This window comes from Micromonospora sp. NPDC049171 (assembly GCF_040648275.1).
GTDB lineage: Bacteria > Actinomycetota > Actinomycetes > Mycobacteriales > Micromonosporaceae > Micromonospora.
On sequence record NZ_JBEZDJ010000001.1, the window covers coordinates 387,195 to 404,522 of the forward strand.

The window sequence follows — 17,328 nt, forward strand, 5'->3', positions numbered from 1 at the left end:
TCGCATGACACGGGCGTTGACCCGCAAGGGCGAGGCCACCCGGGCGCGGATCGTCGCCGGCGCCGCCGCCGAGATCCGCGAACGCGGGGTCGACGAGGTACGCCTCGAGGACGTGATGGCCCACACCAGCACCAGCAAGGGTCAGCTCTTCCACTACTTCCCCGACGGCAAGGAGGAGCTGCTGCTCGCGGTGGCCCAGCACGAGGCCGACCAGGTGCTCCTCGACCAGGAGCCGATGCTGAGCAACCTCACGTCCTGGCCGGCCTGGTCGGCGTGGCGCGACCGGCTCATCGAGCGCTACCTCGCGCAGGGCGTGAAGTGCCCGCTCAACGGCCTGCTCGGTCAGACCGGCCGACGCGCACCGGCCGCCCAGGCGATCGTCACCGGGCTGATGTGGCGGTGGCAGGCGGCGATCACCGAGGGCATCCGGCACATGCAGTCGACCGGGGACATCGCCGCGCGGGTGGACGCCGACCGCGCCGCCGCGGCACTGCTGGCCGGCATCCAGGGCGGTGTGCTGCTGCTGCTCTCCACCGGCAAGATCGACCACCTGGAGGCGGTCCTCGACCTCACCATCGACTCGCTGCGGGCGAGCGCCCGGACGTAGGAGAGTGAGGCAATGACGGACGACGACCGCGCACCCCTGGTGCTGCTGCACGGCCTCACGTTCGACCGGCGACAGTGGGACCCGGTCCGGCGCGAGCTCGCGGCGATCGATCCCGCCCGGCAGGTGCTCACCCTCGACCTGCCCGGGCACGGCGACGCACCCCGGCGGGCCTCCTACGGGATGGCCGAGGTGGCCGATGTCGTGCACGAGCAGGTCACCGCGGCGGGCGCTGACCAGCCGATCGTGGTGGGACACTCGGTCGGCGCGGTGGTCGCCACGACGTACGCGGCCCGCCACCCGGTGCGCGGCGTGGTGAATCTGGACCAGATTCTGCTGCCCGGCCCGTTCGGTGTGGCCGTCCGCCAGGCCGAGCCCACCCTGCGCGGCCCGGACTGGCGGCGGGTGTGGGACGCCATGCTGGCCGGAATGGGCATCGAGGGGTTGCCGGCCGAGGCGCGCGCGATCGTGGAGACCGCGACCGATCCCCGGCCGGACCTGCTGCTGGGCTACTGGGGTGAGATCCTGCGCGGGTCCGACGAGGGCATCGCCGCCGAACGGCAGCGTGACCTGCGGTCCATCGGCGAGCGGAGGGCCCCCTACCGCTGGGTGACCTCGTCCGAGCCGCCGCCGCGTTATCTGACCTGGTTGACCAATGCCCTGCCGGAGATCATGGTGACCGTGCTGCCCGGCAGTCACTTCCCGCACCTGGCGGAGCCGGCGACCATCGCCCGGCTGCTGGCCGACGGCTGAGCGGGGCGATCGGGCAGGTCGGCGGGAACGACGGCCTCGGTGGACGGCTGAAGCGGTTGACTGTCGTGGTCCGCGCACGGACGGTGTTCACGCCGCGGGCGGCTGGTCCCAGCGATCCAGTCGGGTGAGCTCGGTGCTGCCAGTCCGGATCACCTCCGTGGCCAACGCGGTGGTCGCGGGGTTGGCCCCTCCGCGTTGCTCGGCGGTGGCGACCCGGACCGCCTGGTCCAGGTGCGCCCGGACGTGCTGGCCGGCCAACCGCAGGAGGGCGGCACCGGTGGCCGACCGTAACGCGATCAACTCCTCGTCGGTGACCATGCCCGGCATGTCGTGGCCCTCGTGCGGGTTGGTCGCCGGTGCGCCGGAGTCGGCGAGCAGCCGGCGCGCCGTGCTCAGGTCGGCCCGGTGCGCCCGGCCGAGCCGAGCGGCGAACGTTCGCCACGCCGGGTCGGTGGTCCGGCTCGACACCGTGTCCAGCACCGGCAGTACGCGTTCGTTCATCGCCACCGTCAGTTGGAGCCAGGCGATGTCGGTGGGGCTGAACGCTCCCGTCGTACCCCCGGGTGTTGGCACCGGGGTCGCGGCCGGCACCGTCGTCGCGGGCCCGGTGGTGCCAGCGGCATCCCGTGGCGCGGTGGTGCAGCCGGTGGCGAGCAGCATCGCGGCGAGCAGCGCGGTCGGTCTGGTGATCCGCATCCGGGCCCCCTTTCGCCCAGGGTGGCGGGCCCGGGGTGACCGGGCCCGCCCTCGGGTACGTATCAGATCGGTCGGCCGTCGTGACCGCACTTGATGACCGGCCGGATGCAGTCCTGGACCCGCCGGGCCATCTCCGCCACCGGCCAGGCGTTGAAGAAGTCGCCGTGCATGGTGTAGCCCGGCCCGGAGGCCAGCCGGAACCGCGACGGGTCGCCGTTGACCGGGTACCGCAGCACCTGCCGCAACTTCGGCACGTGCACCGGGTGGGTGCTCGGGCAGGCCTGGTTCACCGGGTACGCCAGGTGGCTCTTGTGGTCCGGCGAGTCCAGGTCCCGGCCGTTCCAGCACTGGGGGAAGTCCAGGTACGACTCGAGCATCGTGCCCGCCGGGCAGGTGACGAAGTCCTTCGACGGCGGCACCTGTCCCGCGTGCAGGCACGACCAGCGGGCGATGCTGTCGTTCGGCCCGGCGGCTTTCGCGTTGCCGGCGACGAGTCGCAGCCCGAGCGGGAACGGCTGGGTGTTCGCGACCACGTCGGCGCGGACGCCCTCACCCAGGTAGTAGAACGTGGCGATCGCCGGCTCCACCGGGACGTTGTCGCGGTAGAGGGTCGGCACCCAGTAGGACGAGACGTCCACCCGCGGGTTACAGGTGCTCTGGGAGTTGACCAGGTCGGGCAGTGTGGTGTTTGCGTTCGTCACCGTGCTGCCGAAGAAGCTGTGCATGTGCGAGGCCCCGGGCAGCCCGGGGAAGATGATCGGGTCGTCCGGCAGCCGGTGGCTGTAGGTGCAGTCGGCGGGGAACTCGGCCACCCGGATGGCGTTGGCGACCGGGGCGGCGTCGGCCCGTGCGGTGGTGGCGACGACGTACGTGCCGAGTAGCACCAGCAGGGCGCCGATCGCCGTGGCGAGGCGCAGTCGGCGGTGGATGCCGGAGAGGGGTGCGGCCCTGTCCATCTCGTGACTCCTGTCGGGGGACGGGTCAGGGGTAGCTCCGGTGCCCCCGCCGAAGACAGCGGAGATTGCCCTGACCAGACTGGTGGTGACCGGCGGAACCCTGGTCGAGAGAGCGCTCTCACCGGTTGCCCAAGCCTCGCCCTTGCGTCGAAACTTGTCAATACGTACCGCAGTTGGTGGAAATGACGACGCCGAAGGGCCGGCCCGGCTGATCAACTCCTGAACGGTGCGGGTGGGGCGGCCCGGCGGATCGGACCGCCCCACCCGGGCGCGAGCGGCGCACTCAGAAGCCGAGGACGCCCCGCCCGCCGACCACCGGAAGCCGCAGCTCGCTGTCGTTCGGTGCGACCCGCAGCGTGGTGCCGCCCAACGGCAGCAGGGTGTACTCCTGGTCGCTGGAGAAGACGACCACGCCGATCCGGTGCCCGGCGGGGAAGACGTAGTCCTTCGGCTCCATGGTCCACCGGTAGTCGTACAGCTTGCCCTGCTTGACCGGCTCGGTGCGGGCGGCGCTCCTGCGGTTCTGGGGGTCCATCCAGCCCCGGGTCACCACGGTCGGCGCGGCGGTCGAGCCGGCGGGGCCGTAGTCGACCAGGTACGCGGTGAGGTTCGCGTCCGGCTTGTTGTCGATCGCCATCCGCAGCCGCATCTCCGGACGTCCGGAGATGCGTACGTTCCGCGTCAGCTCGGGGGAGCGGTAGGCGAGTCGGTTGGCGCTGGCCGCGTCCGGGTTGGCGACCAGGGTGTCCGGGTGGATCGTCCGGCCCTCGTCGACGAAGCTCTGCTCGACCTTGGCCTTCGGCGGCCTGCCCGTGGTGAGCGCGCCCGGCGCGGTGGCGTCGGTGGCCGCGAAGCTCAGGCCGACCTCCCGCGCGGCCGGGTCGGGCCAGTTGGCGTACGTGGTGTAGGCCCGGTCCTCGCGCTGGAGCACCGCGGTTGGCTCGTCCATGATGCCGTTGCGCACGTTCCACAGCCAGAAGTCGAACCAGCGGTTCTCGGTCTGCTTGTAGGTCCACGTCTGACCGCTGGGCAGGGTCACCGACGCGCTGCTGCCCGGGCCGCCGTGGCCGCCCTGGTGCAGCCAGATCTTGCGCGGCACGTCGCGCCTGGCGAGCTGGTCCCACCAGCCGGCGAAGTGCTCGGTCTTCACGTTCCAGTCGTTGAGGCCGTGCACGACGAAGACGCTCGCCTTGACGTTGCGGGCGTCGAGGTAGTCGCGGTCGCGCCAGAAGTCCGAGTAGTCGCCGGTGACCCGGTCCTGCTCGGCGGTGATGGTGGCGAGTTCGTCGGCGCAGGGGCCTTCGGCCCGTGCCTGCCCGGCGGTGTACTGGGCGAGGATGTCGAGGTCCTCGCCCTGGAACGTGCCGGGGGCGACGACCAGACCGTTGGCCCGGTAGTAGTCGTACCAGCTGCTGATCGCGGAGACCGGCACGATGGTCTTGAGTCCCCTGACCCCGGTGGTGGCCACCTGGTTGGGTAGCGTGCCGTTGTAGGAGACACCTGTCATGCCGACCGCACCGGTGGTCCAGCCGGCGGTGATCGGGGCGCCGTTCGCGTCGTACCCCAACGCCTGGCCGTTGAGCCAGTCGATGACCGCCTTGGTGCCGAGCGTCTCGGCCTGGTCACCGCTGGTCGGGCAGCCGTCGGAGTCGCCGGTGCCGACGCTCTGACCGAGCACCACCGCGTACCCGCGGGGCACGTAGTAGTCGTCAAGCGAGCCGGGCAGGTTGGCCTTCGCCTGGGCCCGCTGGGCACCCGCGTCGAGCCCCAGACGCCCGGCCCGGTCGGTCCGGCCGTTCTGCGGCAGGTCGTCGACCAGGACGCTCGGGTACGGCACGTCACCCCAGGTGCCCTTGCGGTACGGGCTGTGCTCGAAGATGACAGGCACCTTGAAACCCTGCGTGGCGGTCTCCCGGGGGCGGGAGATGTCGATCGCCACCCGGTCGGGTCGGCCGTCGTGATCGGTGTCGACCGGGGTCTGCACGAACACCCGTTCCTCGATCGCGTCGGCGAGCGAGAACACCGGTTGGGTCATGCCGTCACTGACCACGATGCCGGTGGGCGTCGTGGGCGGGGCCGCGGTCGCGGTGGGGGCGGCGGTCAGGACCAGGGCGCCGGACACACCGACGCTCAGGAGTGCCAGATGGCGGGGTCGACGCACGCGCGTCTCCCTTCGGTTGGGCTGGTCGCCGGGTCTCGGCAGGGGCCAATCTCGAAGATCCATTCGTGGCCATGCTAGGTCCGGGCTCGGGCCCCGTCGATGCCTTCGAACCGGGATGTGCCCTTTATTCACAATGTGCCGTTCGGGGCGGAGGGTGTGGCAATCGAACTGTCATCGAACTGAACCCCGCGGTGACACGCTGCGGAAATCCGGGCCACACCAGCGGAAAAACCTGTCGTCGAAGACCTCCGAAGATCACGTACTCATGCATATGATCTTGCGGGAAGCCGCCCGAAGAGGCGCTTTCGTCCACATTAGACGAGGAGCAGCATGCTCAGGAAAACACGGTGGCTGTTGGCCGTCGCCGTCACGGCCACGACACTGACCGCCCTACCGGGCGGCACTGCCACCGCCGGACCCAGCGACATCGGCCGGACCGGCGCACCCGCCACCTCGGCCGACGGCAAGACCCACACCGTCACCCTGCTGACCGGCGACGTGGTGACCGTCCGCGGCACCGGCTCGGGCTGCCCACAGGCCACGGTCCGCCCGGCCGACGAGAACGCGGTGATCCGCCAGACCTGTGGCCCCGACGACCACCTGCACGTCATCCCCGCCCGCGTCGCCTCCCAGATCGGCCCGGTCCTCGATCCCGACCTCTTCGACGTCACCACGCTGATCGCCGACGGGTACGACGACGACAACTCCGCCGAGCTGCCGCTCATCGTGCAGCCCGCCACCGCCTCCGCCCGGGTCGCCGCGCTCGGTGCCGTCCTGCCGTTGCCCAGCATCGGCGCGGTGGCCGGCCGCGTACCCAAGAAGAGCCCGGCCACCGCGAAGCTGGCGACCAACTCGCTGACCGCCGGCGCGAAGAAGGTCTGGCTCGACCGCAAGGTCCGCGCCACCGCGCTGACCGGCGGACCGCGCGGTGACCTCGACCGCAACCTCAGCCAGATCGCCGCCCCGCAGGCCTGGAAGTCCGGCTACACCGGCGCCGGCGTCCGGGTCGCGGTGCTCGACACCGGTGCCGACTTCACCCACCCGGACCTGGTCGGCCGGGTCGCCGACCGGTCCGACTTCACCGCCGAGGGCGGTGACGCCGTCGACCACAACGGCCACGGTACGCACGTCGCCTCGACCATCGCCGGCACCGGCGCGGCCGCACACGGCCAGCGTCGCGGTGTCGCACCCGACGCCAAGCTGGTGATCGGCAAGGTCCTCGACGACCACGGCTCCGGCGCGGACTCCGGGATCATCGCCGGCATGGAGTGGGCCGCCGCCCGAGCCGACGTCATCAACATGAGCCTCGGTGGCAGCGAACCGGACGACGGCAACGACCCGCTGTCGCTCGCCGTCGACGGTCTGAGCAAGCAGACCGGTGCGCTGTTCGTCATCGCCGCCGGCAACAGCGGCGGGGCCATCTCCTCGCCCGGCTCCGCCGCCAGCGCCCTGACCGTCGGCGCCGTGGACCGCGACGACAAGCTCGCCGACTTCTCCAGCCGCGGGCCGCTCGTCACCAGCCACGTGGCCAAGCCCGAGCTTGTCGCGCCCGGTGTCGACATCGTCGCCGCGCGGGCCGCCGGCACCAACCTGCAGGACCCGATCGACAGGTACTACGAGGGCCTCTCCGGCACCTCGATGGCCACCCCGCACGTGGCGGGCGCCGCCGCGCTGCTCGCCCAGCGGCACCCCGACTGGACCGGTACGCAGCTCAAGGCGGCCCTGGTCGGTGCCGCCGACCCGCTGACCGGCGTCGACGCGTACGCCGTCGGTGCCGGCCGGCTCAACGCGGCCCGGGCCCTCGGCGGCCCGACCAGCAACCAGCCGGTGGTCGACCTCGGCACGTTCGCGTACCCGCAGTCCGGGACCAGCGAGGCGACGCTGAGCTGGACCGGCGCGGCCACCCCGGCGACGACGGTCCTCGACCTCGACGTGGCGATCGTCAACCACGACGGTCAGCGGGTGCCGCGCGGCGCGGCGTCGCTGTCGACGAACCGGGTGACGGTCAGGCGCGGCAGCACCGCCGCGGCGACCCTGCGGATCAACCGCGCGGCGCTGGCCGCCCGACCGGGCTTCTACCTGGCCACCGTCACCGCCCGCACCGCCGGCCGCGCGGTGGTCGCGACCACGCCGGTGAGCTTCTACGTCGAGCAGCCCAGCTACGACCTGACGATCCACACGAAGCCGCTGCCCGGCCTCAAGGACGGCGCGGAGAGCTGGATCAACCTCGCCGTCACCAACCTCACCGACCCGCTGATCTACTCCGGCGGGGCGGGCGGTACGCCCGGAGACGACTTCACGCTGCGGGTACCGGCCGGCCGGTACTCGGTGCTCGGCGCCTCGGTGGCCTACTACGTCGACAGCGACGTGTTGGAGACGACGCTCGTCGGCGAGGCCGACCTGAACGTCACCGGCACCCGCGGCGTGACGCTCGACCCGGCGCGCGCCAAGCCGGTGACGGCCACTGTCGACGGAGTCGCCACCACGCCCACCCGGACCGACCTCACCAACGTGCAGACCGCGGCGAACGGTCTGTCCTGGTGGCACCAGATCAGCGGGTACGGGACCGCGACCTCCGTCCGCACCAGCGCGCTGCCGAAGCCCACCGTCGGATCCCGGCGCACCTGGGCGGCCGTCAACCTGAACTCACCCGCCGGCACCGCCAAGCCGTACCGCTACAACCTGGTGCACGAGTACCCGGACGGCGTGCCGGCCGACCCGGCGTACCGGGTGACCAAGGCCGAGCAGGCCAAGCTGGCGCGGATCGACGAACGGTTCCACCAGACGGATTCGCCGGAGATGTTCACCCAGCTGGTGCGTACCGGCATGACCCGCGACGGGGTGGCGGTGACCCAGACCCACGAGGGAAACCTGCCCCCGTACCGGACCGACTACCTCTCGCCCGACATCCTCTGGGCCGACCAGGGCGCCTACGGCGGGCTGGTGGCGGACGAGGCACCCCGCAGCTACCAGCCGGGCAGCCAACAGACCAAGATCTGGGCCCGTCAGCCGCTGCACTCCGGGTGGTACGACGACCCGGCCGGCGCCGGCTGGAGCTGCGCCACCCCGCCGTCGCGGACCCGGGGCAACCTGCACATCGACCTGGTGTCGCTGACCGACAAGCACCAGCGGGCCGACTGCCTGTACGGCGAGGCGATCGGCGTGAAGCGCAAGCTGTCGCTGTACCGCGACGGCAAGCTTGTCGACGAGCGGTCCGGCCCGTTCGGCGACTTCAGCGTCCCCCAGTCGACGGCCGACTACCGGGTGACCCTCGACATCGACACGAGCCTGATCCTGCCGATCTCGACCCGGGTCAACACCTCGTGGACGTTCCGGTCCGCCGGCCCGGACGGGACCGGGAGCGTGGCGTTGCCGCTGCTCGCGGTCGACTACGCCCTGCCGATGGACCACCACAACCACCCGGTCGACGCGACGGCCGAGTTGACCGTTCGGCAGGCGCACGGTGTCAAGCCGCAGAGGGTCACGTCGTTCCAGGTCTGGACCTCGACGGATGACGGTGCCACCTGGACGTCGGCCTGGGTCACCGCCAGCGGCGACAGCTACCGGGTCGCCCTGCCGAAGGCCACGACCGGGCAGGCCGTCTCGCTGCGGGTGAAGGCCGCCGCGAACGGCGGTAGCGGTATCGACCAGACCATCATCCGGGCGTACCACGCCGGCTGACGGTCGACGCCGGCTCACGATCGACGCGGTGGTGCGGCCCGGCCCCGGCCGGACCGCACCACCGTTCTGTGTCGCGGTGTCGATCCGGGCTCGCCTCGTTCGTCGTGACGGTGACACCTGACGCCGACCCGAGAGGCGCGCCCATGACGTCCCGGACCACAGTTCCCGAGACCCACCTGCGTCGAACCCGCCTCCTGCTGGCCTGCGGCACCGTCGCCGGCGTCCTCTTCCCCGCCCTGTCGTTCGGGCAGGCGTTCACCCGGTCCGGGTTCGATCTGCGCCGACACGCGGTGAGCGCACTCACCCTCGGTGACCTCGGCTGGCTGCAGTTCATCGCGTTCGCGGGCACCGGCGTGCTGGCCGTCGCCTTCGCGGTGGGCCTGTGGCGGGCGCTGCGTCCGGAGCGGGCCGCGACGGTGGTGCCGGTGCTGGTCGGCGTCTACGGGGTGGCGATGGTCGGCGGCGGAGTCTTCGTCCCCGATCCCGCGCTCGGCTGGCCGCCCGGCGCCCCGAGCGGGCTACCCGAGCAGGCCAGCACGGGGAGCATCCTGCACACGGTCTGCGGCGCGGCGGCGTTCCTGTCACTCATCGCGGCCGGGCTGCTGCTCGCCCGACGCCTCGCCGGCCAGGGCCACCGGGGATGGGCGCTCTACAGCGCGGCCAACGCCGCCGCCGCGTTCGTGCTCACCGCCCTGCCCTGGAGCGAGGAGAGTGCGAGCATCCGCTTCGCCGTCGGAGCGGTGCTCATCTCCGGTTGGCTCGTCGCGGTGTCCTGGCGAGTACGCGACGAGAGGCCCTGAGGGGTCACTGACCCTCCCAGACCGCCTTCGCCCCGGAGTCGCCGGTGCGGATCACGTAGTACACGACGAGGCCGGCGGCCACCACCGACAGCACCTGCAACGCCACGGTCAGCGCCCGACCGGGCCGCCCGTCGCCGGTGGCGCCCGCCTCGGCGGCCCGCGGCGGGACGAAACGGACCAGTGCCAGCGCCACGATCGCCAACAGAAGGGTCGCCCAGAACGTGATGTCGCCGAACTCCTGGTGCGCCTCGATCTTCGGGAGGAACTCGGGGGTGATCCGGTTGGCGGCACGCATGCGCTCGAAGAAGGCGTCCCCGGAGAGCTTCGCCAGCAGGGCGGCGACCGGCGCACCCACCGCGAGCAGCCCCAGCACCCAACGGGTGTGCGGCCGGATGGGCGCGACGAGCGCGTAGCCGACCGTCAGGAGGGCCAGCAGCGGAACGAACACGACAGCGGCGTGCAGCACCAGAGGGTGGGCGGGGAGGCCCATGAACTCCTCGAACATCGGCGTCTCCTCCGGAAGGCATCGGGTGGACGTCGATCGTCCAGAGATGGACCGTAGCGGTTCAGCGGTCGCAGCGCAGTATCGGTTCAGCGGTCGCAGCGCAGGACGGCCGGGTCGACGGCGTCCGCCATCGCCCGCATGCCCCGCTCGTTCGGGTGGAGGTGGTCGCCGCTGTCGAAGAGCGGCAGGAGCGCCCGCGGGTCGTCCGGACTGCGGGTGACCCGGTCGAAGTCGACAACGGCGTCGAACACGCCGCTGTGCCTGATCCAGTCGTTGACGCCCTGGCGCACGGCCTCACCGGCGGCGTCGTACTCGGGCCAGCCCCGGTAGGGCATGACCGTGGCCCCGACGACGCACCGGCCCGCCGCGTGCGCCCGGTCGACCAACTGCCGGTAGCCGGCGGTCAGGGCGTCCACCGTGACGCCGGTGTGCGCCTTGATGTCGTTGATGCCCTCGTGCACGAAGACCGTGTCGACCCCGGGGTGGGAGAGCACGTCGCGGTCGAACCGGCGCAGCGCGGCCGGTCCGGCCCCGCCGGCGAGCACCTTGTTACCGGAGATGCCCTCGTTGGCCACCCCCTTCACCGGGCTGTCGGGCGCGGCCCGCAGTCGCCGGGACAGGTGGTCGGGCCACCGCCCGTTCGTGTTCGTGCGGAGGGCGAACCCGTCGGTGATGGAGTCGCCGAGGGTGACCACCGAGCTGATCGCCGTGGACGTCCGCACACTGACGGCGTCCAACCAGTACCACGAGTTCAGCGTGTCGGTCCAGTTGGTCGCCGCCTCCTCGGCGGCATGATCACCCATGGCCGCGTACGAGGTCTGCAGGGCCAGGGGATGACCACTCCTCATCCCCACCGCGCCGGTGACGTGGAGGCTGACGACGAGATCGCTCTCGGCGGCCAACTCGCCGGGCAGCGGGTCGCTGAGGATCATCTCGCCGGCCGGCACGGTGACCGAGGCCTGCCCGCCGAACGTCAGCGGCCGGTTGCTGCCCTGGATCAGCTCCGCACCCTGCCGCTGCAACCCCGCGTACGCGCTGGCGAAGGTGACCGGGTGCTCACCGAAGGCGTTGGTCAGCCGGATCCGCAGCGCGTCCCCACCGACGCTGGTACGCACGACGAGCCGGTAACTGCGCTCGGCCGGCCCGGCGCCCTGCCGATCGGCGCTCGCGGCCCAGGTGACCGCGAAGTGCCGCGGGTCCACGCTCACCGCCGGAGTCGGCACCCGCGCCAGGGCCACGGCCGGGTCGTGTCGCGCCCGCGCCGTCTGCACCACCAGGGGGACACAGAGCGCCGTGAGCAGCGCCGCGACGGCGGACGCCGCCACCCGACGTGCGGACCAGGCCCCCATCAGACATCTCGCACAGCTGACCCGACCACAAACACGATTATGTCGTAGTCGGGATGGCACCGATGCCCCCACCGGGCCGAACACGTTGTCGGCGGCTACCGGGAGCGCGGCAGACAGTCCTTCTTGTACTTCAGGCCCGAACCGCACCAGCAGGTGTCGTTGCGCTCCGGGGGCCAGGGGATCCGCGCGCTGGGTCGCGCCGACACCTCGGCCGCGTAGCCCGCCCGGACCGTCGCGTCGGCGGGGTCGCCGTCGGATCGACCGGCGAACGCGGTCAACCCGTCCACGGTGGCGCGGAACACGCCCAGCCCGGCCTGACCGGCACCCCGGAGCCGGACCAACTCCGTCTCCAGCCGGCCCCGGTGCGCGTCCCAGTCCGGCCCGTACACCTCGGCCAGGGCGGCGTGCTCGGCGAGCAGCCGATCGAACTCGGCCCGCGGCCAGAAGAGCAGATCCGAATCGCCGCCCCTGCGCTCGCCGGCCCGGCGCGCGAGCTGGGTCTCCAGCCGGTCCGCCAGGTCGTCCTGCCGGTCGTGCGGCAGGTTGAGATTCCGGCGGACCCGATGCCGCTGTTGCAACAGGAAGAAGGCGACACCCGGCGCGTCCGGCGGACCAAGATCGACCACCGGGTCGAGGGTGGTGCTGGCCGGTCCGGACGCGGCGCTCGCGCGTTCGGTGAGCAGGTTGTCGACCGCCTCGCTCAGCCACGTCTCGGCGGTCGCCGAACGACCACCCGCGTCCAACGCGGCACTCACGTAGGCGGGGGCGTCGGGCTGCACGAGCAGCAACGGGCGCAGCGCGGTCAACTCCGCCATCGCCTCGTCGTCGCGACCGCCGGCCCGGAACAGGGCCCGAGCCCGTAGCGCCCGCGCGAACCCGGCCCGGGGATCATCCCCGGACGGGTACGCCGCAAGTGCCTGCTCCGCGTATCGCAGGGCGGCCTCGGGCCTGGCCCGGATCTCGGCGATCTCGGCGGCCAGGGTCAGGGCGTCTCCGGCGTCGTCCGGATCCTCCAGCCGGCCCTGCTCCGCCGCCCGGGCGACATCGGCGGCGACACCGAGCGGGTCGGCCGTCCCGAGCGCCGAGCGGCGCAGTTCGGCCAGGTCAGCCTTGGTGAGTACGTCTCTGGTCGGCACGATCTCACGGTACGTCGGAGTGCTCGAAGTATGCGGGCAGATCACCCGTTACGCCGCCCGCGCTCCCGCGGCTACGACCATGCTCCGGCCGCCGCGGCCCGGGCGGCGTAGGTGTCGAAGTCGAGCGCGTCCCGTCCGAGAACCCGACGCACCCCGTCGGTCGGCTCGGCGAGATGTCCCGCCCGCATCCCGGCGAACAGGGCGTTCAGCGCGGTGGCGGTCTCCGCCGGATAACCCTCGGCCAGCAGTTCGGCCTGGTACTGCTCCGCCGTCAGCTCCACGAAGCGCATCGGACGCCCGGACGCCGTGGAAATCGTCGCCACCGCTTCGGCGAAGGTGAGCGCGCGCGGACCGGACAGGTCGTACACCTGTTCGTGGTGACCGGGTGACGTCAGCAGCGTCGCGGCCACGTCGGCGATGTCCTGGGCGTCGACGAACGGTTCCGGGGTGTCGCCGATCGGCAGGGCCAGCCGACCGTCGAGCAGTGGTTGGCGAAACAGGTCCTCGCTGAAGTTCTGACTGAAGTTGTTCGGCCGGATGATCGTCCACTGGACGCCGGACTTCCGCACCGCCTCCTCCGCGGCGACCATGCCCGGGGAGAAGTCAACCATCCGGTCGATCCCGCGCCCGGACAGCGCCACGAAACGGCCGACGCCCGAGTCGACCGCCTGCGCCACGAAGTCGGCGGCCGGCGCGGGGTCCTCCGGAGCCAGCAGGTAGACCGCCGAGACTCCCTCCAGAGCCGGTCCCCAGGTGACCTGCTGCGACCAGTCGAACCGGACCTCACCGGAGCGGGAGGCGGGCCGGACCCGCTGACCCGCCGCCCGTAGCGTCTGCGCCAGCCGACGACCGGTCTTACCGGTCCCGGCCAGCACGAGGATCGAACCCGCGTCTGTCGTCATGACCACAAGCCAACTCGGCGGGTCGCGCACGGTACATGTGCTGTCGTACGCCGCGCATGTCCGATCGTCCAGGCCCGGTCGACGGCGATCTATCGTCGATGTCATGGACCCGTTCGACAGTCTGCTGCGGGGCGTACACGCCGATGGCGCGGCCTTCGGCCGGTCGGTGCTGACGCCGCCGGGGGCGCTGCGGTTCACCGACGGCGCCCCACTGACGCTCTGTGTCCCCCTGCGCGGCGAGGGGTGGATCTCCCACCCCGAGAGCGACAAGCCGCGCCTGGTCCGGGTCGGGGAGGCCGCGACCGTGCGCGGCCCGGCGCCGTTCGTCTTCTCGGCCGAGCCACGGTCGAGCTTCGCGCCCGGCGAGCTGCGGGACGTGCGGCGCGGCCACACCGGCACGTCCGCCCCGGCGGGCACGGATCCCACCGACCGCCTAGTGCTGCTGGTCGGGGTGTACCACGTTCGGGGTCTGGTGCCCCAGCGACTGCTGAGCGCGCTACCGCCGGTGCTGGTCGTCCCGGACGACCAGGACTGTTCCGCGCTACGCGACTACCTGGACGCCCAACTCGACGCGGGCCGCCCCGGCCGGCAGGTCGTCCTGGACCGTCTCCTGGACTGGTTGTTGGTGTGCACGGTGCGGGACTGGTTCGACAGGCCGGAGGCCGAGGCTCCCGGCTGGTACCGGGCGTTGGGCGACGACACGGTCGGCCCGGTACTGCGCGCCATGCACGAGGCGCCGGGCCGGCCGTGGACCCTGGCCAGCCTGGCCGCGCAGGCGGGAGTCTCCCGTTCCACACTGGCGGAACGGTTCACCGCGTTGGTCGGCGAACCGCCGCTGACCTACCTGACCGACTGGCGCATGACCCTGGCCGCCGACCTGCTGGCCGAGTCCACGGTGACGGTCGCCGCCGTGGCGCGACACCTCGGGTACGCGGACGCCTTCGGCTTCAGCACGGCCTTCAAACGGGTGCACGGGATGAGCCCGAGCGCGGCCCGCAGCCGGTCGTCGAGTGGTCGCAAAACCAACTGACCACGGTCATCTGCCGTCAACCCGTCGCCGATAGCGTCCGGTCGCCAGTTACCTGAACAAAGGCAGACGATGGGGGAGTTATGGGCACGGTGGACCGACGTACGTTCCTCAAGGCGATGGGAGTTCCCGCGATCGGCGCGGCGCTCCCGCTGGACCTCAGCAAGGCGCTCGCCATCCCGGCGAACAACCGGACCGGCACGATCAGGGACGTCGAGCACGTCATCATCCTGATGCAGGAGAACCGCTCCTTCGACCACTACTTCGGCACCATGCGCGGCGTACGCGGCTTCGGTGACCCCCATCCGGCGACCCTGCCGTCCGGCCGGGACGTGTGGCACCAGCCCAACGGAGCCGACGAGCTGCTGCCCTTCCGCCCCGAGGTGCAGGATCTCGGCCAGACCTTCCTGCCGGACCCGCCGCACGGCTGGAACGACGGGCACGCCGCCTGGAACGACGGCCGGTTCGACAGGTGGGTGCCGAACAAGGGCGTCACCGCGATGACCTACCACACCCGCCAGGACCTGCCCTACCACTACGCGCTCGCCGACGCGTTCACCGTCTGCGACAGCTACCACTGCTCGCTGATGGGGCCGACCGACCCGAACCGCTACCACATGTGGAGCGGCTGGGTCGGCAACGACGGCAGGGGTGGCGGCCCGGTCATCACCAACGCGGAGGCCGGCTACGACTGGTCCACCTACCCGGAGCGGCTGGAGCGCAACGGCATCTCCTGGAAGATCTACCAGGACGTCGGCACCGGCCTCACCGCCGCCGGCTCCTGGGGCTGGACGAACGATCCGTACATCGGCAACTACGGCGACAACTCGCTGCTCTACTTCCACAAGTACCAGAACGCGCAGCCCGGAACGCCCCTCGCGGATCGCGCCAAGACCGGCACCGAGGTCAGGACCCAGGGTCGCGACCCGGAGGCGTTGCTTGCCGACTTCCGCGCCGACGTCGAGGCGGGACGGCTGCCGGAGGTCTCCTGGATCACCGCGCCCGAGGCGTACACCGAGCACCCGAACTGGGGGCCGGCGTTCGGCGCCTGGTACATCTCGCAGGTCATCGACATCCTCGCGTCCAACCCCGAGGTGTGGAGCAAGATGGCGCTGTTCGTCACGTACGACGAGGAGGGCGGCTTCTTCGACCACGTGGTCCCGCCGACGCCCCCGCAGACCCGCGCGCACGGGCAGTCGACGGTCCCCACCACCAACGAGATCTTCCCCGGCGACGCCGACCACCCGGCCGGGCCGTACGGCCTCGGCATCCGGGTGCCGATGGTCATCGTCTCGCCGTGGACGCGCGGCGGCTACGTCAACTCGCAGGTCTTCGACCACACCTCACTGATCAAGTTCCTGGAGGCGCGGTTCGGGCACGGCCGGCCGGACCTGATCGAGCAGAACATCACCCCGTGGCGACGCGCCGTCGTCGGCGACCTGACCACGGCCTTCGACTTCCGGCACCCGAACCGCTCGCGCGAGGTCCGGTTGCCCGACACCGACGACTTCAAGCCCGAGGACCTCGTCCGGCACCCCGACGAGGTGCCGGTCCCGCCGGCGGACCAGCGGCTGCCCAAGCAGGAGCACGGGGTACGCCCGGCGCGGCCGATCCCGTACACCCTGCACGCCGACGGGCGTCTCGGCGACGGCGCGTACCGGATCGACTTCCGCAACTCCGGCGGTGTCGCCGCGGTCTTCCAGGTCCGCCAGGCCGGCAGCGCGGACGCCCCGCGCAGCTACACCGTCGAGCCGGGCAAGCACCTGAGCGACACCTGGCCGGTTACCTCCGGGTACGACCTGTCGGTGCACGGACCCAACGGGTTCTTCCGCCGGTTCACCGACGGTCGCTCGCACCTCGACGTCACCCCCTCCTACGACGAGCGTGACTACCAGCTCGCCCTCACGCTCAGGAACCGCGGGTCGAAGCGGGTCGAGGTGACCGTCCGGGACGGGTACCACTCCCGCCCGGTGAAGCTGTCGCTGCGCCCCGGCGAGACCGAGCGCGCGACGTGGACGCTCACCCGCACCCACGGCTGGTACGACCTGACGGTCGACGTCGCGGGCGACGCCGACTTCGCGTACCGCTGCGCGGGTCATGTCGAGAACGGCAAGGACAGCATCAGCGACCCGGCCCTCGGCGGGCTCGTGTAAGGGACATCGTCGCCCGGGCCGCTGCCGGCCCGGGCGACGCACCTACGCCCCGCTGTCGGACAGCTCGGGAGTCATGCTCTATCGCCGCGGCCCGCAGCGGACGCTGCCGCGGCATTGCCCCAGACCGCCTTGGCCCCGGAGTCGCCCACCCGGTAGACCTGGACCAGGTTCGCGGCCGCCACGACCACGGCAAGCACCGCGATCACTACCGCGACCGATGCAGGGGCACGGCGGGATCCGGTCGTCTCCCCGGCCGGGTGGGCCGCCCGGCGGTGCAGCCAGAACAGCGCGAGGGCGGCGACCAACAGCGGCAGCGCGAACCAGACCAGCGTGTCCCCGAGCTGGGCGTGCACGCCGGGGTCCCCGACCCGATGCTCCAGGCCCTCACCGGTGGAAGAGGCGATCGGCACCGCGACCGTGGCCAGCGCGGTGATCAGTACGACGAGCCCGCCGTAGCGCCCCCGCCAGGATGGCCGGATGGCCAGCGCGGCGACGCCGATCGCGGCCAGCGGCAGCAGAACCACCACGGCGTGCACCACCAGTGGGTGCAGAGGAAGTCCGTTGACGGTGTCGGGCATGAGATCTCCTCGGCGCTCGGATATCAC

The 17,328-nt window shown here is 71.9% G+C and carries 14 protein-coding genes; 6 read left to right on the forward strand and 8 right to left on the reverse strand.

Going from position 1 to position 17,328, the window contains the following annotated elements; all coding sequences use genetic code 11:
* Positions 1-4: 4 nt before the first annotated feature.
* Positions 5-607, forward strand: a complete 603-nt coding sequence (locus AB0B14_RS01485) for a TetR/AcrR family transcriptional regulator (RefSeq protein WP_357064138.1) — start codon at positions 5-7, stop codon at positions 605-607.
* A gap of 12 nt (positions 608-619) precedes the next feature.
* Complete coding sequence (locus tag AB0B14_RS01490) at positions 620-1,357, forward strand: alpha/beta fold hydrolase (protein ID WP_357520559.1); 738 nt, start codon at positions 620-622, stop codon at positions 1,355-1,357.
* Positions 1,358-1,444: 87 nt separating this feature from the next.
* Here the strand turns inward: AB0B14_RS01490 and AB0B14_RS01495 are convergent, their stop codons facing one another.
* The 3 genes from AB0B14_RS01495 to AB0B14_RS01505 all read right to left on the reverse strand — a co-directional run bounded on the left by AB0B14_RS01495 (position 1,445) and on the right by AB0B14_RS01505 (position 5,170).
* Positions 1,445-2,053: a DUF305 domain-containing protein gene (locus tag AB0B14_RS01495; RefSeq protein WP_357064133.1), complete on the reverse strand. Its 609-nt coding sequence runs from the start codon at positions 2,051-2,053 to the stop codon at positions 1,445-1,447.
* A 62-nt stretch (positions 2,054-2,115) separates the two neighbouring features.
* Positions 2,116-3,009, reverse strand: a complete 894-nt coding sequence (locus AB0B14_RS01500; RefSeq protein WP_357520561.1) for a DUF1996 domain-containing protein — start codon at positions 3,007-3,009, stop codon at positions 2,116-2,118.
* Between the two features lie 283 nt (positions 3,010-3,292).
* On the reverse strand, positions 3,293-5,170 hold the full coding sequence (locus tag AB0B14_RS01505) for a Xaa-Pro dipeptidyl-peptidase (RefSeq protein WP_357520563.1): 1,878 nt from the start codon (positions 5,168-5,170) through the stop codon (positions 3,293-3,295).
* A 330-nt stretch (positions 5,171-5,500) separates the two neighbouring features.
* On the opposite strand from AB0B14_RS01505, the gene AB0B14_RS01510 reads away from it, so the two are divergent.
* Positions 5,501-8,851, forward strand: a complete 3,351-nt coding sequence (locus AB0B14_RS01510) for a S8 family peptidase (RefSeq protein WP_357520565.1) — start codon at positions 5,501-5,503, stop codon at positions 8,849-8,851.
* A 143-nt stretch (positions 8,852-8,994) separates the two neighbouring features.
* Positions 8,995-9,651: a DUF998 domain-containing protein gene (locus tag AB0B14_RS01515; RefSeq protein ID WP_357520567.1), complete on the forward strand. Its 657-nt coding sequence runs from the start codon at positions 8,995-8,997 to the stop codon at positions 9,649-9,651.
* Positions 9,652-9,655: 4 nt separating this feature from the next.
* Here AB0B14_RS01515 and AB0B14_RS01520 read toward each other — a convergent pair whose 3' ends face one another.
* The 4 genes from AB0B14_RS01520 to AB0B14_RS01535 form a co-directional block, all read right to left on the reverse strand.
* Positions 9,656-10,156 carry a DUF2231 domain-containing protein gene (locus AB0B14_RS01520; protein WP_357520569.1) on the reverse strand — a complete coding sequence of 167 codons (501 nt, stop codon included), beginning with the start codon at positions 10,154-10,156 and terminating at the stop codon, positions 9,656-9,658.
* Positions 10,157-10,242: 86 nt separating this feature from the next.
* Positions 10,243-11,505 (reverse strand): SGNH/GDSL hydrolase family protein, encoded by a 1,263-nt coding sequence (locus AB0B14_RS01525; protein ID WP_357520571.1) that lies wholly within the window; start codon positions 11,503-11,505, stop codon positions 10,243-10,245.
* 95 nt (positions 11,506-11,600) lie between these two features.
* On the reverse strand, positions 11,601-12,641 hold the full coding sequence (locus AB0B14_RS01530; RefSeq protein ID WP_357520573.1) for an SEC-C domain-containing protein: 1,041 nt from the start codon (positions 12,639-12,641) through the stop codon (positions 11,601-11,603).
* Positions 12,642-12,712: 71 nt separating this feature from the next.
* Positions 12,713-13,543: an NAD(P)H-binding protein gene (locus AB0B14_RS01535; protein ID WP_357520575.1), complete on the reverse strand. Its 831-nt coding sequence runs from the start codon at positions 13,541-13,543 to the stop codon at positions 12,713-12,715.
* Between the two features lie 103 nt (positions 13,544-13,646).
* Here AB0B14_RS01535 and AB0B14_RS01540 point away from each other — a divergent pair, with 103 nt between their 5' ends.
* Both AB0B14_RS01540 and AB0B14_RS01545 read left to right on the forward strand, forming a co-directional pair.
* Entirely contained in the window at positions 13,647-14,573 is a 927-nt protein-coding gene (locus AB0B14_RS01540) for an AraC family transcriptional regulator (protein ID WP_357520577.1), read from the forward strand.
* Positions 14,574-14,653: 80 nt separating this feature from the next.
* Positions 14,654-16,723, forward strand: coding sequence for a phosphocholine-specific phospholipase C (locus tag AB0B14_RS01545; RefSeq protein WP_357520579.1), 2,070 nt, complete (start codon positions 14,654-14,656; stop codon positions 16,721-16,723).
* A 71-nt stretch (positions 16,724-16,794) separates the two neighbouring features.
* Here AB0B14_RS01545 and AB0B14_RS01550 read toward each other — a convergent pair whose 3' ends face one another.
* Positions 16,795-17,301: a DUF2231 domain-containing protein gene (locus tag AB0B14_RS01550; protein WP_357520581.1), complete on the reverse strand. Its 507-nt coding sequence runs from the start codon at positions 17,299-17,301 to the stop codon at positions 16,795-16,797.
* Positions 17,302-17,328: the final 27 nt, after the last annotated feature.